This window comes from Microcoleus sp. Aus8_D2 (assembly GCF_036702665.1).
GTDB lineage: Bacteria > Cyanobacteriota > Cyanobacteriia > Cyanobacteriales > Microcoleaceae > Microcoleus.
Map to the genome: position 1 here is coordinate 170,200 of NZ_JAUBUN010000005.1, position 21,531 is coordinate 191,730.

The window sequence follows — 21,531 nt, forward strand, 5'->3', positions numbered from 1 at the left end:
TAAAATTAAATTTTGTTGCACAAGTGAGATAAGAATCTGAAATAGAGTAATATGTAATTGAGCCTAAACAGAAATTGCATCTCAAGCCCTGAGTATACAGCCATGACAGCACTCTTTCGCCGCATCGTACCCTCGAAAAAACTCCGTATCACCGCCCGATCGATCGCCCAATTCCTGAAAATGGGTCAAAATCTGATTAAGCGAGTGGAGTGCTGGGCTTACGTAGTGTTCGTGCACCATCACAAAGGCGGACAATTTCTCAGCTACCGGAAATTGGAAGAATGGCAAAATGCGATCGCGCATCAAATTCAAACTTGCCCCACCCTGTCGCAACTCTCGCAGCTCAAAACATCAATTCTGTACGACGGGCGGAAATTCAAAAAACAATATCTCCAAAAAACCCTTGACTTTTTAATTGAAATGTGCGTAGAAAGACAAGATATTTTAGAAATCTGGGAAAGCTCAAACTGCATAGCTTCCTAACAGAAACTCAGCACATTTCCTAACTAGAACAACCGCGCCCGACAGTCCCGACAGTGAGGACGCTGTTAATTGGTGAAACCCTTGCCTTCGATTTTGCCAACTGCTGCTTTCGGAGTCAACTGTCAACTGTCAATTGCTTTCCGAATCAACTGTCAACTGTCAACTGTCAACTGCCAACTGCCAACTGTCAACTGCCAACAGAAGCGAAACATTTGCGAGCAATTGCGAGACAAATGCGCCCCAAAACTGCCCGCGAATGCTCCGCCACATCCACAAAAGCGATCGCCTCTTCAATTAAGACATTGCTTGAGCGATATAATCAAAATAAGGAGCAGCTTCCCTAGCATCATCCTGATTGAGCAAAGCCAAAGAAGCTTCCTTCAAACAGCGGATAGCTTCAACCATGCCAGGAACAGGAACGCCCAGAGAATTGTACATTTCCCGAACGCCGATCAAACCGATACTTTCGATCGGCTCCTTGTCACCGGCCAAGATACCGTAGGTAATCAGGCGCAAGTACCAGCCGTAGTCGCGCAGACACAAAGCCCGTTCGCGTTGGCCGTAAGCATTGCCGCCAGGGGAGATAAAATCGGGGCGTTTTTTCCAGAGTTTTTTGCTAGCTTCTTCAACAATTTTTTTCTCACTGTCAGACAGCGCAGTAGCAATACGCACCCGCTGTTCTCCCGTCTTAAAAAAATCATTGATGCTTTGGAGTTCGCCGGTACTGGGATAACGAAGTTCGTCATCGGCTTGGAGAATAAATTGGCTAACTACGCTCATTGTTATTCAAATTTGAGGATATTTGAGGAAAAGATTCATGGACATTCTCATCTGTTAAAGATGAGATTCTTGCTTGGGCGACTTACCTTACTGCTAACATTAATCGATCTTAGAAGCAGGCGGTCAACCTCCGCAAGCGTTATGCTTAGTGACTAAGCCAGTTTCCTTGTGTCCCAAGGTACTCTAGGAAAAATTCAAAAACTGCGATCGAGAGTTTGGATGTCGGCAGACATTTAGACTGTTTGACGAGTTTTGGCCCATCAAGCCCCAATAGCATATCGCACAGGCTCGATCGGGCGAAATTTTCCCGGTGGAAGCTTTGGCTGTAACAGAAAGGGGTTCGGAAGCAGGAAGAATGCCTGCACTTGAGCTTGAGTGCGATGGCTTACGCCTCGCTTCGCTACGACCGATCTCTCAAAAGAGAGACCAATATTGCATTACCATATTAAATCCTACCACGACTACTTGTGACCAAATCTAAATTCCCCACCCCAAACTCGACGAAAGTGGCAAACCCTTGCCAGCAAGGTCAACTGATTGAGCTTGAGATTACCGACTTGGCAGACACCGGCGACGGAGTTGGCCGCTTCGGCGAGTTAGTGGTGTTTGTGCCCGATACCGTGACGGGCGATCGCATCCTCGCGCGCCTCGTGCAAGTCAAATCCACCTATGCTACAGGTAAGCTGGACACACTTCTGGAAGCATCCGAACACCGCATCCGAGCCAACTGCATTGTCGCCGACAAGTGCGGCGGCTGTCAGTGGCAGCACGTAGACTATGAATATCAGCTTACAGCCAAGCAAAATCAGATCGTGCAAGCCTTAGAACGAATTGGCGGATTTAGCAATCTGCCAGTCGATGAAATGTTAACGGGAAAAATCGAAGGATTTCCCCAATTTTTGGGATACCGCAACAAAGCGACGTATCCCGTGGCAATTTCTGCGACAGGTCAAGTCCAAGCAGGTTACTATCAAAAAAGCACCCACAAATTAGTCAATCTCAATCAGTGTCCGGTGCAAGATCCGCGCCTCAATCCTTTATTAAAAGAAATCAAAGAAGACATCCACTGGAGAGATTGGCCAGTCTACGACGAAAAGAAACATACAGGAGAATTGCGCCATTTATCCTTGCGAATCGGACGGCGCACGGGGGAGATGCTGCTAACTTTAATAGTTCGCACGGGAGACTTGCCGGGAATTGAAGCACAGGCGGCCCAGTGGCTGAAACAATATCCTCAACTTGTAGGTGTTTGTTTGAATGTGAATTCAGCTCAAACTAATGTAATTTTTGGTGCAGAAACTCGCTGCCTTGCCGGCCAGTCTTATCTGCGAGAAAAATTTGCTGGTTTGAACTTTCAGCTAAGGGCAGATACTTTCTTCCAGGTAAATACCGAGGCTGCTGAGGCTTTGTTGCAGGTGATTGTCGCGCAGTTGAATTTGCAGGGAAGCGAGATTTTGGTTGACGCTTACTGCGGAATTGGGACTTTTACTTTACCGCTGGCCAAGCAAGTCAAAATAGCGATCGGTTTAGAAGTGCAAGCGGCGGCGATCGAACAAGCCAGATTGAATGCTGAATTAAATGATGTGAAAAATGTCGATTTTCACGTAGGAACTGTAGAGAGTTTGCTGCCTTCCTTGGGATTGACACCGGATATTGTATTGCTAGATCCGCCGAGGAAAGGATGCGAGCGCGCGGTGTTGGAAACCATCAAGGAAATGAAACCGAATCGGATTGTTTATGTTAGCTGCAAGCCTGCGACTTTGGCTCGCGACTTGAAGATTTTGTGCGAAAATGGGGATTATAAGTTAGCGCGGGTGCAGCCTGCGGATTTCTTTCCTCAGACTTCTCATGTTGAGTGTGTGGCGTTTTTGGTCATTAGTCATTAGTCATCAGTCATCAGTCATTAGTCATTAGTCATTAGTCAGTGTAGGATTAATTATCTCGCAGTCCAGTAGCTTGTACAAGTTCCTTTGCCCAACCCAGATTTTGTTCTGACAGGGACGGTATCGGGTCTCGATTGTAATCGATGCGATAATCATAGCCAGCGCGATCGTAAACACCTGCGAACAATTCTGGTAAATTAACTATAGGTTCTACATCTTCCTCGCGCAGGGGAAGTAGAAATACAGGTAGAGAATCGGTCAGATTAAAAGCATAAAGTTCGGCAAGGGGACGGCGATTGCTGCGACTGACTAAAACGCGATAATCGCTTTGAATGGAATTGTTAAGTACGGGCATAGGTTCCCCTCTTCGCAGCAAGTCGATTTCAACTAAATGGGTTAAGCTACCTAAAATACTCTGGCGTTTTTTGAGATAAGTAATTCTGCCATCTCCACTGCGTTTGTTGACGGGAGAAAGAATTTCAATTGCGGTGACAACTTGTCTAGTTGCCATTTCTCGTACTTCTAGATAAGTCTGTTTAATTTTTTCGGGGGCTGGCACTTTGACGGTAGCGGGAACTGTGAGGGTTGCAGTAGCAATTGAACGGGTAGGATTATTGGGGGTATTGGGTTGACGTTTGATGGCTACATCGGGGATACCTACTAAAAGCGAGTCATCGTTATTGTGATTGGTGTCGTTAATTTGATAGATGCGTTTTTCGATCGCGATTTCATATTTGGGGCGAATTTGGGGGACTAAGGATTCTGCAATCAGGGAAATTAACCAATGGTGAGTTTCCTGCCAGAAATCGGGGTGTTCTAAGTAGGGGTCCATTCCGGGAAAGGGTGAGGGCATAGGACTTCATTGGGATTTGTTGATTTTAAAATCATTTTAGCACTGGGTGAATGTTGCGACAAGGGCGATTCCCTACGGGATAGCTGCGCTGCACGCGCTTATTTAATTACTCGCATTTTGGTTGAGTGCTATAATATTTATGCTAACCTTCTTGAGAGTACGATCTTGCTATCAATTGAGCAACTAATGAAAGAAGCTTTATCTTTGCCAAATGCGTTGAGAGCGCAGTTAGCAGAGAGGCTAGTTGAGAGTCTTGAATTTGATATAGACGGAACAGTACAAAAGCTGTGGACTGCGGAAGCTAAGCTGCGTCGAGACGAAATCCGCAGCGGTACGATCGAGCCAATTTCAGGAGAAGAAGGGTTAGCTCAGATTAGGCGAATTGTAGCACAATGAGGTACGTTTTTCACCCGGCAGCATTAACTCAATACGATCGCCAATTCTCTAATCGATGCCTGCGCTACCCTGATGGGAAACCGCGCTTGCGTCTGCGGCTATACAAGTTAGATTGGTGGGTGGAAGGGCGATCGCACTCCACTTACCGTTATATAATTATCAATACCGTTAACGGCGAAGCCAATGCGTTTTGATACATACATCCAGTCAATTCAGAACAATCTCCAGCGGGGCAGCGAGCGCACCCATTACCCAACTCTCAAGAATTTACTCGACAACCAGGCTGCTAGTCTCGAAGCAATCATCGAAGAAAAAGGTAATAAAGCAGGCGTTCCCGATTTTACCATCAGACGGCGCGATTTGCTCGTCGGTTATGTGGAAGCTAAAGATGTCGGATTAGATTTGAATCCCGTTGAAAAAACAGAACAGCTTCAGCGATATCGAGAATCTCTAAACGGTAACTTAATTTTAACCAATTATCTAGAATTTCGCTGGTATGTTGAGGGCAAAGTCAGATTAGCCGCAGTTTTAGCCGAAAGAATAGGTAACAAAATTACACTCTGCAACCCTGACAAAACCATTGAGTTGATTGAAGGATTTCTTAACTACAGCGGTGCTGCCATTAACAGTCCAGAAGACTTAGCCAAACAGATGGCGCGATTAACAAAATCAATTCTCCTCGCTACAGAATCAGCTTTGCAAATAGAAAATAAAAGCGGCGAATTGCATCAACTAAAACGCGGTTTTAATGAAATACTGCTGCCCGATCTCAACGATGCAGCTTTTGCAGATATGTACGCTCAAACTATTTCCTACGGTTTATTTGCGGCGCGAGTTGGTCACGCTCAAAATCCCAGAAATCAAGTTTTCGATCGCCGGACAGCGGGTACGTATATCCCAGCCACCAATCCGTTTTTGCGACGGTTATTTAACAGCATTATCGAAACAGATTTACTCGGTCAAATTAACTGGGCAATAGATGATTTAGTCGAGCTACTAGGGCGAGTAGACATGACTGTTATTCTCGAAAACTTTGGTCGTCGCACTCGCCAATCCGATCCAGTTGTTCATTTTTACGAAACATTTCTAGCAGCTTACAATCCTGCTTTGCGGAAAAGTCGGGGCGTTTACTACACTCCTGAACCCGTCGTCTCATTTATTGTTCGCTCTGTCGATTTTCTCCTCAAAAACCGTTTTAATTTGCCTTTAGGATTAGCCGACAATACAAAGAATCCAGACACGCAAAAGCCGCGAGTGCAAATTTTAGATCCGGCAACGGGTACGGGTACTTTTCTTTACGGAGTTGTCGATCGCATTTATCAAAATCTGGAAGATATGGGAATATCTGGGAGTTGGAATCAATACGTGCAGGAGAATTTGTTAAACCGATTATTTGGTTTTGAGTTGTTAATGGCTCCCTATGCTATCGCACATCTCAAACTCGGTTTACAACTGCAAAATCTCGGCTATGAGTTTAGCAGCAAACAGCGTTTAGGAGTTTATCTTACGAATACTTTAGATGAAGCTTTGAAACAATCGGAGGTTCTGTTTGCTCAATTTGTCGCACAAGAAGCTAATGAAGCCTCAGCAATTAAGCGGGATTTCCCGGTAATGGTTGTGTTGGGCAATCCGCCTTATTCTGGACATTCTGCTAATAAAAGTGAATGGATAGCAGGATTAGTAAAAGATTACTATTATGTTGATGGTGTGCCGCTCAAAGAGCGCAATCCCAAATGGCTGCAAGATGATTATGTAAAGTTTATTCGTTTCGGACAGTGGCGCATTAGTCAAACTGGGTTTGGTGTGTTGGCTTTTGTGACTAATCACGGCTATCTCGATAATCCTACTTTTCGGGGAATGCGTCAAAATTTGATGCATACTTTCACGGATATCTATGTTTTAGATTTGCACGGTAATTCTAAAAAGAAAGAAGTTTCTCCGGATGGTGCGCCCGACCAAAATGTGTTTGATATTCAGCAGGGAGTCAGTATTGGCATTTTTATCAAAGAGCCTGGTAAGTCTACGCCTGCAAAAGTTCATCATGCAGATTTGTGGGGTAGTCGAACTTCTAAATATGAAGCTTTAAATTTGCTAGATATTGATTCACTTGAATGGAAAAACTTTCAGCCTCAATCACCTTTCTATTTATTGGTTCCGCAAAATCGAGATTTACTTACTGAGTATAACGAAGGCTGGAAAATAACAGACATCATGCCTGTTCACTCTGTTGGTATTGTAACTGCTAGGGATTCCCTGACAATCAAATTTTTAGGTGAGGAAGTAAAAGACACTATTAAAGATTTTGTATCGCTTCCGGTTGAGGAAGCTCGTAATAAATATGATTTGGGGAAAGATGCGCGAGATTGGCAAGTGTCACTTGCTCAAGATGATTTACGCAGAAATAACCTTGACGATTCTAAGATTGTCCCTATCTTATACCGTCCTTTTGACAAACGCTACACCTACTATACAGGAAAGACGAGAGGCTTTTTGTGTATGCCTCGCTTTGAAGTAATGCGTCATATTCTCCAAGGAGATAACTTGGCTCTGGCTACTACACGTTCCGTTGAAATAGAAGAATGGACTCATTTATTTTGTACGGCACAAATTATTCAACATCATACAGTATCTCTCAAAGAAGTTAACTACTTGTTTTCTCTCTACCTTTACCCCGATACTGAAAACGAACAGGGTAATTTATTCACCGATCGCACTCCCAATTTATCCCAAAAATTCCTGATTGCGATTCGCGAAAAACTCGGCTATCTACCAACTCCTGAAGCAATTTTTTATTACGCATATTCTGTCTTTCACAGTCCTACCTACCGCCAGCGTTATGCAGAATTCCTGAAAATAGACTTTCCCCGCTTACCCTTAACTCGCGACAATGAAATTTTCACAGCATTAGCTAAAAAAGGTGAGGGATTGGTAGCATTGCACTTGATGAAATCGAAAAAAATAAATAAAGTCATCACTAAATATCCGGTGAGCGGTGATAATGCTGTTAGTGAAGTTACTTATAATGAATCTGAACGGCGGGTTTATATTAACAAACAGCAATACTTTGAAGGTATTGCCCCTGAAGTATGGGCGTTTAAAGTGGGTGGATATCAAGTATTGGATAAATGGCTAAAAGACCGCAAAAAAGCCAACCGAAGCTTATCTTTTGATGATGTGTTGCACTATCAGCGCGTCGTGGTTGCTTTGAAAGAGACAATGCAAATTATGGCTGAAATAGATGATGTGATACCGAGTTTCCCTTGGGAATAGAGGTCTAGATGTGGCGGCGAGATAAGCTGTTGTAGATTTAGTTTGTCTCTTTGGGTGCTGCTCAAAGCCCACCCGACAAGAGTTTTAATCGAAATAATCGATCGCCATCCTCAATCCAAAGTAGGCGCGGCGCAGCTATCCCGACCGGATTCGCCCCTAAAAACGAAACTACTCACAAATAGCATTAGTCGAACTCTAATTGATTGATAGTTGCTATAATACAATACCGTTCACTTAAGACCGATCCCCCCTAACCCCCCTTAAAAAGGGGGGAACAAGAAAGCTCTCTTTCGTCCCCCTTGCTTTCGGGGGATGCTGCAAGGGATCTCCGGGCATAAATAGTGTTAAGTAAACCGTATTGTGCTATAATATGCTTGACTAATAACTCAATAAGAGTATGAAAATTAGAGCAATCATCCATCCAGCAGAAGAAGGTGGCTATTGGGCAGAAGTTCCTGCACTTCCAGGCTGCATTACCGAAGGAGACACGATAGAAGAGGTGATGACTAATTTAAAAGATGCTATGGTCGGTTGGCTCGAAGTTGCTAATAGTCGTGAAGCAATTGCCTCCACCGATCAAATTGTGGAAATTGCTGTATGAAATCTATTTCAGGAAAACAACTGTGCAAAATTGTAAAGCAGAGAGGTTGGATTTTGAAAAGAGTTACCGGCAGTCATCATATCTATGAAAATTCAGAATTAGAACAAATTTTGTCAATTCCTGTTCACCGCAATCAAGACTTGAAAGTGGGAACGTTGAGAGCCAACCATGAAAATAGCCCAGCTATCTGAGGAAGATTTACTCTAATTGTCAATTCTTGTAGGTATGGAATGCGATCGCCCGCCCCATCACAATCCTAAGTCCAAAAGTGCGATCGCCTCTCTCCTCTCCCCAATTTCACGCGAGCGATCCTCTTTCCCATGCCTAACATCACGCGATCGCTCTTCCGAAAAAACATAAGGGTATGGGAAAATTGCTTGTTAATTCTTAAATTATTTTAGCATCTCAAGTTGAGATATTGAATTCAATCATCAGCATCAGTGAACAGGGCTGACAAATCTCGATAACCACTGACAACTCGAAAGATTTCTACATCTTGTCCGATCGCCATATAGAGTATGAGATAGTTATCCATTGAAAGACTGCGTAGACTTGGTAAAATCTCGTCTCGTTGTCGTCCCAGGTTGGGAAACTGAGCAATTTTGGCAAATTTTGCATCTAGCTTGCTTAAAAAACGATCGGCTGTATCGAGTCCTGATTGACGAGCGATATAGTCGGCAATTTGCTCGATGTCTTGAATTGCGGGTTCGGTGATGCGAAATTTGGGAGTCATGCTTCCGAGGAATTGTAGCGCGATCGCAGGTTGGCGCGGATTTCTGCTATGGCTGTAGCGCCATCTACAACTTCACCGCGTTGGGACGCTTCTTGACCAATCAGTGCGTCTTTTTGGAGTTCCAGGAGTCGCCCCTGATAAATATCTTCTTGCTGTTCAAGCAGTTGAATACCTGCTAGGATAACTTCGATCGCGCTTTTGTATTTGCCAGTCGTGAGTTGACGCTGCACGAGGGCTTCGACTTCAGGTGACAAAACAATTTGCATGGCATTTTAAAGGAGAATTGCTGGTTATATTATAGGCGATTTAATATAACCTAATTTTTACTTTTTAAGGTGATTTTACTATTTGGTCGCGATCGCCTTTTCTGAAGATTGCCTTTGACCGATAACTTCATCAAGTGTAGCAAATAAATTCTAGGTGCAAACGAGATCCTGTACGTGCTGAATGGGGAGTCGTGGAGGCGTACAGTATAGAAGTTGCCCAAGCGGCACATCGCGAGGTCGATCGCCCGCCAGCAATTTGTTACCCTAAAAGTAGAATCATCCCTCCCTCAACTGCATCCCATGAACAACGCCTCTCCCCTGATTCAAACCGTGACTCCAGAACGCTGGGCCGGGTTTAGCATGGACTTTATCGGGGCGGGTTACACAGGTTTGTTGGTCAAAAACGGCCGCGCCGTGCGTACCCTAAAATCCGGGCGGCATTTCAGCTTCGCCCTTCCCCTGCTGGAACAGTGTCAAATTGTTCTCGTAGATACCAAACTTCGCAACTTGGACGTGCAGTCCCACGGGGATTTCTTGTCTAAGGATAGATTTTTAATTGATGCGACTTTGACGGTTATTTATCAAGTTATAGATCCGAAACGGGTAGCTTTGGAATTGTCCGATCCGATCGCAGCTTTAGCAAGCGCAGTTAAAGATTGTATGGGATTGGCGATCGGGCAATTTTCCTTACAACAGCTTATCACCCAAGGCCGGCTGTTGCTGCGCCAAAATTTGCTCGATCGCGTCCAAGATTTTTATCCCCTAGGTTTTAATTTAGAAGACGTGCGAATTGGCGATGTCAGCTTCCCCGAAACCAACGGAGTGATTCGCCAAGTTGAGGGAATGAGTGCGCGACAGGAAGCCGAAAATTCCGCCGCCCTGCAAATGAGAATTGCTGAAGCCGGCCGCCCGATCGCACCTCAAGCTCCCGTCCAGCAGTTAAACTTAATTTCAGGTCATTCTCCGGCGAGTCTTCCAGCTTCTGAAACAGCAGCAGGGTTCGATCGCGATTTGCAACAACTGACGGAACAACTCGCTCAAAATAGTCTCCCGCCTGCGAGAAACTCACCTTCACTTGCACCGACGGTACTCGCCAGCAGCGATCGCAAAAATACCGCCTATTTAATCTACAAGTTTTCTGGACAGGCGATCGGTTTAACGGCCAATCCTTTTACAATTGGACGGGAACCGACGAACACTTTAGTATTGCAAGATCCGCAAAGTTCGCGCTACCACGCCCAAATCCGCCGCGCTACCGATGAAGTTGGGAAACAGCGATATCAACTTGTCGATAGCGGCAGTTCTAACGGCACTTTTGTGGGAGGCCAGAGGCTGGCTGCTAACGAACCTTTTTGGTTGGCCAATGGTTGCGAAATTGCGATCGGCGACCAAAAATGGGTGTTTCAAGACGGGTGAACTGTACCCTTTTTTCGATTGAACTTAACGCTCTGTCCAAACTCGGACTACGGGTATTTTATAATACTAAAATTGTTTTTGTGTACTTAGGCTGATTGTAGGGCGATCGGTGGAAATAGTTGCTGTTTAAATCGGATGCTCATACCCATACGGAGACATAAAAAGGCTGAAATTCATTAAATACAAAGGTTTGGGGAAAGTGACTACAGAATTAATGTTGGTTTTGACCGTCATCACAGGGGATTTAAGCCCCCACCTTTAGGTGGATTGTTTTTAGGCAGGGGCTTAAATCCCCTGCCTAAAAACTTCGCTGTCAACTGTCAACCCCTCGACTTCGCTCGGGGCAAGCTGTCAACTGTCAACTGTTAAGGACTTTTAATCATAAAAATGTCAGTAATTGGGGCGATCTGCCACATCATAACTATCAAAAATATAGGTGTAAAATTATACTAAAAAACTGTTCCTTACAGAACAGTTTTGTTTGTTCAAAATAGTAGCCCCCAACCAAAGTTACGGCGTTCAAAATAGCTCATCTACTAAGTAGATGAGCGGGAAAAAATCTATGTATGTCATGATGTATAGAACCCATTTGACATCTTTGAGTTTTTGGGTTGGGTGACGAGAAATACTCCTAGAAACCCGATTTCTGAGATTTACGCCCGGGGCAAGAAACCGGGTTTCTACGAGTTTTTGGGTTGGGTGACGAGAAATACCGAGAGAAACCCGGTTTCTGAGATTTACGCAGAATATATCTCAAATGGGTTCTATATTCTGTGATGTGTCAATGTTGATTTCCGCGTACCTGCTCAGACAGTCGCATCAAACCCCAGAAACCGGATTGAGCCGATAAAATCCCGGGTTGCAGCCTGCTGATTCCGCAAAAAACCCGGTTTCTGAACCCGCGCGATCGCAAGTCTCAACTCTCTCAATTCAACAGTAGCAATTCCAAATACCTGCGAGTAGCATTCTCTTCCCAACCCTAGGGGGGATATCTCCACAAGCGTTTCGAGCGAGAATTTGTCAAGATTGAAAATATAACGAGAGGACAACCCCATGAACTTTTCAATACAATCTGTTTACAACTGGTACCGCGAAACGCTCCGCAACCCCAAGTACCGCTGGTGGATTATTCTGGGAACGTTGGCATATTTGGTAAGCCCGATCGACATTGCGCCGGATTTTCTCCCAGTAGTCGGACAAATTGACGATGTGGCGATCGCAGTGTTGCTGATTTCCGAAGTGTCCCAAATGGCGATCGACTATTTTAAATCCCGCCAAACAGAGACAGCTTCAGCCTCCGAACCAACCAGCACCTATTCCGAAGGTACAGCCCGCACCGTAGATGTAGAAGCCTCTTCCGTGCAATAGTTGCAAATAATAACTTAATAGTGCAGATTTTTGAGAGTGAGTGGGAGCAGAAGACGATCGGCTCCCTTTTGCATTGCTACTGTTAAACTCATGGGTGGGCGATCGACTTTCGTTCGTAGTGAGGACTTCAGTCCTTCTTTGGGTTCGTAGTGAGGACTTCAGTCCTTCTTTGGGTTCGTAGTGAGGACTTCAGTCCTTCTTCCCAGGTTCGATCGTTCGGACTGAGCGTCCTCATAAGTTTTAGACAATAAAAACTGAGGACTAAAGTCCTGACTACAAACAATCGAACATGATATGATTTTCAGCTTGAGGAATCGGTGTTAAGAGCAAATTTTGATTTATGCAGTTTAGCGACATAGTAGAGAAACTGACTTTAGCCAACAGCCACAGCCTAAAAGCCTCCAGCGCGGACGATCGAGAAATTACAGGTGCAGCCCCAGTCGATGAAGCCGAATCCGGTACGATCAGTTACATAGAAGGAGCGAAATTTGCCGCTCATGCAGCCACTACAAACGCTTCAGCCTTAATTTTACCCTTAGATGAAAGCCTGCAAGCTCAATGCAGCGATCGCAACATTGCTTGGATAGCCGCAGCCGATCCCAGATTGCTATTTGCTCAAACGATCGGGCTTTTTTACCAACCATTTCGCCCAGCATCCGAAATTCATCCCTCCGCTATAGTTCACCCCGAAGCCGAAATTGGTGAAAATGTCAGTATCGGCCCCCACACAGTTATTCAAGCAAAAGTCAAAATCGGCAATAACGTTTGCATTCATCCAAATGTCGTAATTTACCCAGATGCAGTAATTGGCCAGAATACAGTTTTACACGCTAACTGCGTGATTCACGAACGTGCTCGCATCGGGGCAAATTGCGTCATTCACAGCGGTGCGGCGATCGGGAGCGAAGGTTTTGGGTTCGTGCCGACAGCCTCAGGATGGGTGAAAATGGAGCAGTCTGGCTGCACTGTATTGGAAGAGGGCGTTGAGGTGGGCTGCAACAGCACGATCGACAGGCCAGCAGTCGGAGAAACCCGCATCGGCCAGAATACCAAAATCGACAATTTAGTACACGTAGGTCACGGCTGTCAAATTGGGAAAAATTGCGCTTTTGCAGCCCACGTCGGCTTAGCGGGCGGCGTCCAAATTGGCAACAATGTAATTTTGGCGGGTCAAGTGGGAATAGCCAATCAAGCTAAAATCGGAGATGGGGCGATCGCCACAGCCAAAGCCGGAATTCACAGCGACGTGCCCGCAGGTGCGATCGTGACTGGAGTTCCAGCAATTCCCCACAAACTATTTCTCAAAGCCGCCGCCGTATACAACCGCTTACCCGAAATGTACCAATCTCTAAGACAAATTCAGCGCCGGATCGATCGTTAAGTTGACAGCGGACAGTTGACAGTTGACAGTTGACAACTGACAGCGGACAGTTTGCTGTTGACAGTTGACAGCGGACAGTTGGCCTGGGACAGGTAACGAATTTTATAGGGAATTCAACAGATGTTTAAGGAACTGATTCGAGGGAATTTCCGCAACGAAGAAGTCGAATTGAATTGAGTTGTATTTATTTGCTTTTTATTTTGTGAAATCATCTGCATTCATAGGTGTTAATCCGCTTTAAATCTGCGGTTTACATATTAATCCAATATTTTGAGACAATCGCTTAAATGTGGAATAGCCTAAATAACCTGCGACTGCTGTCGCCCTCAATACCAGCAATTGTCAAAGTAATTGTTTTTTTCTCAACTTGGATTTGTTTGTGGCTACCCATAGCAACTGTATTGGCGATCGCCCTAAAATGGCATCCGCCCCAACCTTTAGGCAACAAAAAACTGCCTTTACTCGCTTCCCTCTACTTAATTGTCCCCCTAATTTTGTGGGCGACAACTTGGATAGAAGGCGCATCTTTTGCAGATTGGGGTTGGAATTTGCAACCCACAACTTTGAGATCGGCGCTGTTAGGATTAACCTTAGCAGCAGTCAGCTTAACCATTTTGTTCGGTGTGCAATTAACCGCTGGTTGGATGGAACTACAAAACAGCAAAATTCAAACCGAAACAGGCGAAACAATCATTAATTTTCCAGCTTCAATCCTTCAACCTTCAACTCTGGTGACATTGTTATTAGCTTTGTGGATTAGCACCACAGAAGAGTTGATTTTTCGTGGCTGTTTGCAAAATCTACTCCAACAAGATTACTCAATATTAACCGCAAGTGCGATCGCCAGTTTCATTTTTGCGATCGCCCACCTAATTTGGGCCACAAAAGAAACTATACCGCAACTACCAGGATTGTGGCTGATGGGCATGGTTTTAACCTTAGCCCGCATCGCCGACAATGGCAGTTTAGGATTAGCGATCGGACTGCACGCCGGGTGGATTTGGGGTATAACTACCGTAGATACAGAAGGCATAATTAATCAAACAGGCCGAATACCCGAATGGATTACAGGAATAGGAGCAAAACCCCTAGCAGGTGCAGCCGGAATCCTATTATTGCTAGCAACAGCAGCCGTACTTTTATAAAAAAAAAGACGAAAAGCGGAAAACTCAGTGACTTCAGTCCTGAGATGCAAGCGAGGCGAGGGACTTCAGTCCCCTTCAGTCTTTCCTGTGAGCTATTGTAACAACTTCGTTCATTTTACTCCGAACTTGTTAGGATAAGAATATCGGTCTGGATGTCGAAGTCATGCTAGTTTTTGAATTCAAAGCATACGGAAAGCAGCAGCAATTTGATGCTGTAGATGAAGCAATTAGGACAGTGCAGTTCATCCGCAACAAAGCAATTCGCTTTTGGATGGAGAACGAAAAAGTCAATAAATTTGACTTGAACAAGTATAGCGCTGTCTTGGCAAAAGAGTTTCCGTTTTGTGATGAATTGAATAGCATGGCTCGACAGTCTAGCGCAGAAAGAGCGTGGTCTGCAATCTCCCGATTCTACGACAATTGCAGAAACAAGAATCCTGGCAAGAAAGGATTTCCTCAGTTCCAAAAAGATAACCGCTCAGTTGAGTACAAAACTAGCGGTTGGAAATTAGCAACAGACCGGAAATCCATCACATTCACCGACAAACAAGGAATCGGGAAACTGAAGCTAAAGGGGACACGCGACCTGCATTTCTATCAGTCCACTCAAATCAAACGAGTGCGATTGGTGAAACGTGCAGACGGGTATTACGTCCAATTCTGCATTCGAGTTGACCGCTCCGAAGCACTGGAAACAACAGGAAACGCCATTGGATTAGATGTCGGATTAAAAGAATTATACACAGATTCCAACGGTATTGCAGTTGAAAATCCACGATTCCTCCGCCAAGGAGAACGCAGACTAAAAAAAGCCCAGAGACAAGTGTCAAAGCGAGTCAAGGGTTCTAAAAACAGAGGCAAAGCTAGAGTGATTCTGGGTAAGCGCCATCTCAAAATAAGTAGACAACGTAAAGATTTTGCTGTGAAATTAGCAAAATGCGTCATCCAGTCTAACGACTGTGTAGCCTACGAAGACTTGAGGATTAAGAATATGGTGAAGAATCACTGTCTAGCAAAATCAATTAACGACGCTTCTTGGTATATGTTCCGAGTTTGGATGGAATATTTCGGCAAAGTATTCGGAAGAATTACGATTGCCGTCTCCCCTAATGGAACAAGCCAAGAATGCTCTAGTTGCGGAACAATTGTCAAGAAAAGTCTGTCAACGCGAACCCATACCTGTCGTTGTGGATGCGTTTTAGATCGTGATTGGAATGCAGCTAGAAATATCCTGAGTAGAGGATTAAGTACGGTAGGGCATACCGGAACTTGGGGTAATACCCATAACGCTTGTGGAGAATTGACCGCTACTGATGTTGAAGTAATTCTACGCCAGCAAGTCGATTCTATGAATCAAGAATCTCAGCGGCTTTAGCCCTGAGAGTGTCAATAATCTAAATCATGTTGATTGCTAACGATCAATCAAAGGTTCGTAGTGAGGACTTTAGTCCGCATAATCCAGCGGACTAAAGTCCTCACTACAAACCAATTTGATTGCGGTTGGTAGAGCAGGCGAGATATAATACAGCGATTCCTCTCCGGTTAAAATTAGAGAATTAATTCAAATGTCGATCGATCGTCACAATCGAAATTGGATTCAACGCATCAAAACGAGTCAAACTGCCCGCAGACACAGAGCGCGATAACTGCACCTGTACAATTCGGTAACTCCAGTGCGGTTCCCGGCGCACCCGATCGCCAATCCAGCTCAAAACAGTAGCAATATCCTCAAAAGCATCCAAAGCCAGCACGATCGAGCCTCCAGCGACCAGCCGCAGCGCGCAAACGCCCAAAATTTTAGTCAACCCTCCACCGCTACCGCCGATAAAAATCCGGTGTGGCGGACGCAAGCGGTGCAAGATTTCCGGGGCGGTTCCGTGAATTGAGAACACATTTTGCAACTCAAAACGGCGACAATTAAGTTCGATCGCATTCGTACCAGAAACCGTTTGTTCGATCGCATATACTTCAGACTGCGGGAATAAACGAGCAATCTCGATCGACACAGAACCATTACCAGCACCCACATCCCAGACAACTTGTTCCGGTTGCAAAGCCAATTGTGCCAGTACCAACACCCGCACCTCCCGTTCCACCGTCAAACCAGGCCTGTCGCCGCAACCGACAAAAGCTGCATCAGGAATGCCCAACAAAGGCAACTTTCCCAAATCCAAAGCTTCTGTCGCCGGCGGAAACTGCCGCAGCATCACCACCACGCTCAGCGGTGCAAAAGACTGTCCCAGCAAAGCTTCCAGAGAACGGAGACCCACGCGCTCTTCGGCGGATCCCAAATTTTCGCAAACCCAGAATTGGTAGCGTGCGGGCAAATCTAGAGCTTGTACCAAACTTGCGATCGCCGCCGGAGTGCGAGTTTCGTCCGCGAGCACGGCAATTTTCTCAACACCGAGCTTGAGTTTAGCCGTCAGTTCCTCAAAAAAACGTCCCTGAGAGCCTACAAAATGAGCATCTTGCCAAGGGATGTGCAAGCGGTTAAACGCCAATTGCACGGAGCTCACATGGGGGTGAAATGTCAATTTATCCGGCGGCAGTTGAGAAATTAGCAACTTTCCCCAGCCGTGGAACAGCGGGTCTCCGGCTACTAAAATTACAATCAGTTGATGCGAGGGGGTGGAGGGGGGCGAAAAAGTCCCTGCATCTGGCTCTAAATTCGCATCTGCGGCCAACCAACGCCTAATTTCCAGAATTGCTTCGGTTAAATCTTCCAAGACCCAGCGTTCGCAAGATTGCTGGGGAAAATAACTCAAATGGCGATCGCTCCCGACGAGCAGAGCGGCCATTTCTACAACCTGCCGCGCCTTTGAGCTCAGCCCAGCAGCTCCATCTAAACCAATACCAACAACGTGTACAGTCACTTTTTAATCAAAAATTTAAAAACCAGAATTACTGATTTTTCCTGGTTTCTCATAAATTTTTTACTTGATTTTGTTATCAAGTCAGAATAATTAAAGCATTTTACAGGCAGTATCTTGACGGTTGGCACAGATGAGATGGGGAGAGCGGGAGAGGGAGAGACTTGGAGAGGAGAGGAAGATAGGAGGAGTGGGAAAATCCGCCTTCTTCCCTCTTCCTTCGTTGTCAAAACTCAAAAACAGGCCAATCCGGTTGCCGCACGTAGCTAGTCATGTCGTCAAACTTCCGCAGTTCGGCTCGGTGCACGCACAGATCCTGCGGTGTGTCGAGCCATTGATCGTTTAACTCCGACATCACGGCACAAAAATGACCGCGGTCTAGGTTCGGCCCGGTGTCCCCAAAATAAGCCAGAGTAATGTGTGCCGTAAAATGATATTGCTGTTCAATTCCCAAAGCCATTAGATCGGGATTTTGATAGATCGATCGACGAAACTCCAGAATTTGCTTGTAAGAGTTTTCGTCCGTCGGTGCCAAACACACACCTACAGCTCTAGTCATCACCATCAACCCCAGCACTGTCCAGCGAATGGGAGGGCCGCCCGCCAAGGGTTTGCAGGCCGCAAAACCATCTTTCATGCGATCGCGCAGTTGTCCCTCAAATTCTGGATTTTTCTCAGAGGCATCTCGAAAAGCGCTGCTCCAAATCAGATCGGCCACGGTGACATGGAAGCTATCAGGAGGCAGTGCTACTAGCGCACCGTCCGCGATTTCCTGCAATAGCCTTTGTTGGACTGAGTTTAAATTACTATAAAGTGCAGTATTTTCTGCATCTTCCCCCGCAGGTGGCGTAATCACCGAATAACCCGGAAAAGGTACAGGATTTCTGTGACCGGCTTCATCAGGCTTAAATTTTGGAGATTCCTGAATGTGTTCCACCTGGGACTTATAGGAGTCCAGCAGCGTCATTCGCGCCACCCGATTTACGTAAGCTTGATAAGTGTCATCCAATCTTGATTTCCTCGCGGTGAAATACTCCCACACCAAATTTTATATTATGGTGCGGGCTTCCAACAGTCTGATTCAGGATATGTTGGACTTGAAGATCGTGCAAATCTAATTTTTTTTGGCTCCTGGGCTTGAAATATGCCAATTTACCTGTTTTGGGGAGAAGACGACTTTGCGATCGCGCAAGCAGTCACAAGTTTGCGCCAAACAGTCCTCGACCCCAATTGGGCTAGTTTTAACTATGACAAGATTATTGCCGATCGACCTGACGCTGTGGTCGAAGGACTCGATCGAGCTTTAACTCCACCCTTCGGCACCGGCAGCCGTTTTGTCTGGCTGGCAAATACGACTGTAACGCAGCAGTGCTCTGCGGAACTTTTAGCCGAATTGGAACGGACGCTGCCGGTGATTCCCCCTACCACAGTTTTGCTGCTGACATCCGTCAAAAAACCCGACAGTCGGCTCAAATCTACCAAGTTACTCAATAAGTCCGCTGCTGAATTTCGAGAATTTTCACCGATTCCACCTTGGAATGACAAAGAATTAGCCCAGCGAGTGCGCCAAGTCGCCGCCGAAATGAATGTCAAATTGACCGCTACGGCGATCGAACTTTTGGCCGAATCCATCGGTAGCGATACGCGCCAGCTATACAGCGAACTGGAAAAATTGCTGCTGTTTGCCGGCAATCGCAGTCAACCTCTGAACCCCGAGGAAGTCGCCGCACTGGTGCACTGTCACGCCCAGAATACCTTCCAGCTAGCCGATGCGATTCGCGAGGGCAATACCTCCGGTGCTTTAGAGTTATTGGCGGGCTTAACGGCCCGGAGCGAGCCTGGTTTGAGGATTGTGGCGGGTTTGACTGGTAAGTTTCGGATTTGGCTGTGGGTGAAGGCGATGATCCAAGCGGGCGATCGCGATGATAAAATTGCCCAAGCTCTAGACCTGGGCAATCCGAAGCGAGTATACTATTTTCGCCAAGAAGTCAAGAATGCCAGCTTAGAAAAACTGCAAAAAAGTTTGCCTTTGCTGCTAGACTTGGAAGCTTCTTTAAAACGGGGCAGGGAAGAAGTCTCAACCCTACAAACCAAAGTTATAGAACTTTCTAGCTTGTTTCGCTGATGAGAGAGGGCCCAGCAGGAGCGGGGCGTGACTGTAAATTTTTACAACAAATTGCGCGATCGGATATATCCTTGATGTCCGATCGCGCGCAAAAAGCTCAATAGCTACGAGAAATAATCTCAGAATGCCACAGTAGAAGTTAATGTGTTGACATACTCCCCACCCTAAAGGCATGGGATTCTGGATTCAAACAGCTTTCTTCAAGCACAGCTTGTCTGATATTGCCGAGCATCGTCGGTTGATGCCCCAACCTATAATATTTTTTTGGACTATAGAGTTGAGACCGGATTTTTACATCTGGCGAATCAACAATATATGATTCTATCATGAAAGCCGTCTTATCAGGACGGGGTTCCTACCCCAAATTTTCGGTAAATAAATATTGTCCGCCGCCGAACGCCGATCGATTAATATTATTTGTCGGCTCTCCACCCCCCCCAAAAAAAAAGAGCGCTACCATGACACAACAGAACCTGCGAGAACTTCTGAAGCAGGGCGATCCAAAAGCGATCGCATCTAGCATCAACCGTACACTCAAACCCAAAGGCATCAACGCCGATGTAACGCGGGACAATGGCTGCCTCCACATAACTCTGGAGTCAGGCAAAGTACCGAGTCAAATGGCATTGGTAGATTTCATCCGCAGCGGGATGACGAATTTGGGAGTCGAATCAATTCACACTGTCAAGGTTTACGGGCGTCGAACAGGTGACAGCTCGCCTGCGTGGGAAGATGAAATAGATCTGATGCCTGCGGAGCCACTTTACGCCTCGGAGAGTGGAATGCCTGACGACTCTGTAGGTTTAGATGATGACGAGCCAGAAGGCGAAGACTATTATCAAGAGGGAGAATTCGATCGAGAAGACGAAGACGAAGACGAAGACGAAGACGAAGATCAAGCCCCGCCTCCGAAAAAACAATTCCCCAAATGGGTAATACCTGTGGCTATCTTAGTGCCTCTCGGGGCGATCGCAGGGCTTTACTTGACTGGAAATTTCCCCGGGGGCGGCGGCTCGAACCCAGAACCGAGCGCCCCGCAAGCTGCTTCCCCCTCGCCCAAAAAAGCCACATCTCCATCTCCAGCCACATCTCCATCTCCAGCCACATCTCCATCTCCAGCCGCATCTGGGGCCGCCCCCCAGGCAGCCTCTCCTGCACCAAAAGCCGCTCCCACTACTGCTGCTGCGCCCGCCAGCCCAGTTCCCACACCTCCAGCGCCCACAGCAGCACCGACATCTGGGGCCCCCAAGGCAGCATCTGGGGCCCCCAAGGCAGCATCTCCTGCACCAAAAGCCGCCGCGCCTAAGCCTGACTCTTGGAGGGAAGGCGTGAACAACGCTCAGAAGGCAGCAATTTTGGCCCAGACAGCTCAATCTCAAAATGAGTGGATTGCAGTAGCAAGCGAGTGGCAGAAAGCGGTTCAGCTTATGAGAGCAGTGCCGTCAACTAGCCCGAATTATCAAAAGGCTCAGCAAAAAGCGGCAGAGTATCAGGCTAATCTGATTGTTGCCAACCGCAGGGCGGCAGCAGCGCCTTAAGAGTTTTGAGTTTTGAGTTTTGAGTTGAATACTCGATGTCCTAAAAAGTCAAAAGTCAAAAGTCAAAAGTAAAAAATCTTGTTTTTACTGAAAGCTTTCTTACTTTTGACTTTTTAGAATTTGACTAAAAAATCCCAAGAATTTAGGTGGTGTCCCCTAGCTTCGTTGTTATACAAAAAGATGGGATGCAGTTTAAAAAAAAGAATGCAACTGTAGACTCGCGATCGAAACCCTGATAGTCATATAGGGCTTATGTTGTGAGTTTTGTCAAGCGCGAGCGATTGCTTTCTTGCCTTTTTCCCAATTACCTTTTTCCCGATCGCCCATTACCCATTACCCATTACCTGACATACCTCACCGCTCTTGAGAAGGGCTATAAGTCTTTCCCAATTATTCAATTATTCAATTATTCAATTATTCAAT

21 protein-coding genes are annotated in these 21,531 nt (G+C 46.0%); 15 read left to right on the forward strand and 6 right to left on the reverse strand.

All coding sequences use genetic code 11. The features are described 5' to 3' along the window. Nucleotides 1-102: 102 nt before the first annotated feature. Nucleotides 103-483 (forward strand): hypothetical protein, encoded by a 381-nt coding sequence (locus QUB64_RS06005; protein WP_333265868.1) that lies wholly within the window; start codon nucleotides 103-105, stop codon nucleotides 481-483. A 294-nt stretch (nucleotides 484-777) separates the two neighbouring features. Here the strand turns inward: QUB64_RS06005 and QUB64_RS06010 are convergent, their stop codons facing one another. Continuing rightward, nucleotides 778-1,263, reverse strand: coding sequence for an allophycocyanin subunit alpha-B (locus QUB64_RS06010; RefSeq protein ID WP_293143458.1), 486 nt, complete (start codon nucleotides 1,261-1,263; stop codon nucleotides 778-780). 467 nt (nucleotides 1,264-1,730) lie between these two features. Between QUB64_RS06010 and rlmD the strand changes: the two genes are divergently transcribed. Continuing rightward, on the forward strand, nucleotides 1,731-3,149 hold the full coding sequence (gene rlmD, locus QUB64_RS06015) for a 23S rRNA (uracil(1939)-C(5))-methyltransferase RlmD (RefSeq protein ID WP_333265872.1): 1,419 nt from the start codon (nucleotides 1,731-1,733) through the stop codon (nucleotides 3,147-3,149). Nucleotides 3,150-3,195: 46 nt separating this feature from the next. Here the strand turns inward: rlmD and QUB64_RS06020 are convergent, their stop codons facing one another. Next, complete coding sequence (locus QUB64_RS06020) at nucleotides 3,196-3,999, reverse strand: DUF4058 family protein (protein ID WP_333265874.1); 804 nt, start codon at nucleotides 3,997-3,999, stop codon at nucleotides 3,196-3,198. A 186-nt stretch (nucleotides 4,000-4,185) separates the two neighbouring features. Here QUB64_RS06020 and QUB64_RS06025 point away from each other — a divergent pair, with 186 nt between their 5' ends. From QUB64_RS06025 to QUB64_RS06050, 6 genes are all read left to right on the forward strand, one after another. After that, nucleotides 4,186-4,395, forward strand: coding sequence for an addiction module protein (locus QUB64_RS06025; protein WP_333265876.1), 210 nt, complete (start codon nucleotides 4,186-4,188; stop codon nucleotides 4,393-4,395). Then, nucleotides 4,392-4,589, forward strand: coding sequence for a hypothetical protein (locus QUB64_RS06030; protein WP_333265878.1), 198 nt, complete (start codon nucleotides 4,392-4,394; stop codon nucleotides 4,587-4,589). The genes QUB64_RS06025 and QUB64_RS06030 overlap by 4 nt, the downstream gene beginning before the upstream one ends. Next, nucleotides 4,579-7,665 (forward strand): type ISP restriction/modification enzyme, encoded by a 3,087-nt coding sequence (locus tag QUB64_RS06035; RefSeq protein WP_333265881.1) that lies wholly within the window; start codon nucleotides 4,579-4,581, stop codon nucleotides 7,663-7,665. Before QUB64_RS06030 ends, QUB64_RS06035 begins: the two co-directional genes overlap by 11 nt. A 397-nt stretch (nucleotides 7,666-8,062) precedes the next feature. Next, entirely contained in the window at nucleotides 8,063-8,266 is a 204-nt protein-coding gene (locus tag QUB64_RS06040; RefSeq protein WP_333265883.1) for a type II toxin-antitoxin system HicB family antitoxin, read from the forward strand. Next, entirely contained in the window at nucleotides 8,263-8,457 is a 195-nt protein-coding gene (locus tag QUB64_RS06045) for a type II toxin-antitoxin system HicA family toxin (protein ID WP_333265884.1), read from the forward strand. The genes QUB64_RS06040 and QUB64_RS06045 overlap by 4 nt, the downstream gene beginning before the upstream one ends. Before the next feature lie 16 nt (nucleotides 8,458-8,473). Beyond that, entirely contained in the window at nucleotides 8,474-8,626 is a 153-nt protein-coding gene (locus tag QUB64_RS06050) for a hypothetical protein (RefSeq protein WP_333265886.1), read from the forward strand. Between the two features lie 64 nt (nucleotides 8,627-8,690). Here the strand turns inward: QUB64_RS06050 and QUB64_RS06055 are convergent, their stop codons facing one another. Next, nucleotides 8,691-8,999: a type II toxin-antitoxin system RelE/ParE family toxin gene (locus tag QUB64_RS06055; RefSeq protein WP_333265888.1), complete on the reverse strand. Its 309-nt coding sequence runs from the start codon at nucleotides 8,997-8,999 to the stop codon at nucleotides 8,691-8,693. Further along, nucleotides 8,996-9,265, reverse strand: a complete 270-nt coding sequence (locus tag QUB64_RS06060) for a ribbon-helix-helix domain-containing protein (protein ID WP_333265889.1) — start codon at nucleotides 9,263-9,265, stop codon at nucleotides 8,996-8,998. Before QUB64_RS06060 ends, QUB64_RS06055 begins: the two co-directional genes overlap by 4 nt. A 213-nt stretch (nucleotides 9,266-9,478) precedes the next feature. Between QUB64_RS06060 and QUB64_RS06065 the strand changes: the two genes are divergently transcribed. The 5 genes from QUB64_RS06065 (at nucleotide 9,479) to QUB64_RS06085 (ending at nucleotide 15,950) form a co-directional block, all read left to right on the forward strand. Then, the gene (locus tag QUB64_RS06065; RefSeq protein ID WP_333265890.1) at nucleotides 9,479-10,681 is read left to right on the forward strand and encodes an SPFH domain-containing protein; all 1,203 of its coding nucleotides are present in this window, start codon (nucleotides 9,479-9,481) and stop codon (nucleotides 10,679-10,681) included. 1,053 nt (nucleotides 10,682-11,734) lie between these two features. Continuing rightward, on the forward strand, nucleotides 11,735-12,049 hold the full coding sequence (locus QUB64_RS06070) for a YkvA family protein (protein WP_333265898.1): 315 nt from the start codon (nucleotides 11,735-11,737) through the stop codon (nucleotides 12,047-12,049). Nucleotides 12,050-12,389: 340 nt separating this feature from the next. Continuing rightward, nucleotides 12,390-13,430 carry a UDP-3-O-(3-hydroxymyristoyl)glucosamine N-acyltransferase gene (lpxD, locus tag QUB64_RS06075; RefSeq protein WP_333265900.1) on the forward strand — a complete coding sequence of 347 codons (1,041 nt, stop codon included), beginning with the start codon at nucleotides 12,390-12,392 and terminating at the stop codon, nucleotides 13,428-13,430. Between the two features lie 287 nt (nucleotides 13,431-13,717). After that, nucleotides 13,718-14,575 carry a CPBP family intramembrane glutamic endopeptidase gene (locus tag QUB64_RS06080; protein ID WP_333265902.1) on the forward strand — a complete coding sequence of 286 codons (858 nt, stop codon included), beginning with the start codon at nucleotides 13,718-13,720 and terminating at the stop codon, nucleotides 14,573-14,575. Between the two features lie 163 nt (nucleotides 14,576-14,738). Next, entirely contained in the window at nucleotides 14,739-15,950 is a 1,212-nt protein-coding gene (locus QUB64_RS06085) for an RNA-guided endonuclease InsQ/TnpB family protein (protein ID WP_333265905.1), read from the forward strand. 181 nt (nucleotides 15,951-16,131) lie between these two features. On the opposite strand, the gene cbiE is transcribed toward QUB64_RS06085, so the two are convergent. Then, nucleotides 16,132-17,448 carry a precorrin-6y C5,15-methyltransferase (decarboxylating) subunit CbiE gene (gene cbiE / locus QUB64_RS06090; RefSeq protein WP_333265907.1) on the reverse strand — a complete coding sequence of 439 codons (1,317 nt, stop codon included), beginning with the start codon at nucleotides 17,446-17,448 and terminating at the stop codon, nucleotides 16,132-16,134. A gap of 223 nt (nucleotides 17,449-17,671) precedes the next feature. Continuing rightward, the gene (locus QUB64_RS06095) at nucleotides 17,672-18,412 is read right to left on the reverse strand and encodes a DUF1868 domain-containing protein (protein ID WP_333265961.1); all 741 of its coding nucleotides are present in this window, start codon (nucleotides 18,410-18,412) and stop codon (nucleotides 17,672-17,674) included. 177 nt (nucleotides 18,413-18,589) lie between these two features. Between QUB64_RS06095 and holA the strand changes: the two genes are divergently transcribed. Both holA and QUB64_RS06105 read left to right on the forward strand, forming a co-directional pair. Further along, nucleotides 18,590-19,570, forward strand: coding sequence for a DNA polymerase III subunit delta (gene holA / locus QUB64_RS06100; protein WP_333265909.1), 981 nt, complete (start codon nucleotides 18,590-18,592; stop codon nucleotides 19,568-19,570). Nucleotides 19,571-20,028: 458 nt separating this feature from the next. Further along, nucleotides 20,029-21,108 (forward strand): hypothetical protein, encoded by a 1,080-nt coding sequence (locus QUB64_RS06105; protein WP_333265912.1) that lies wholly within the window; start codon nucleotides 20,029-20,031, stop codon nucleotides 21,106-21,108. The last annotated feature ends 423 nt before the right edge of the window (nucleotides 21,109-21,531 follow it).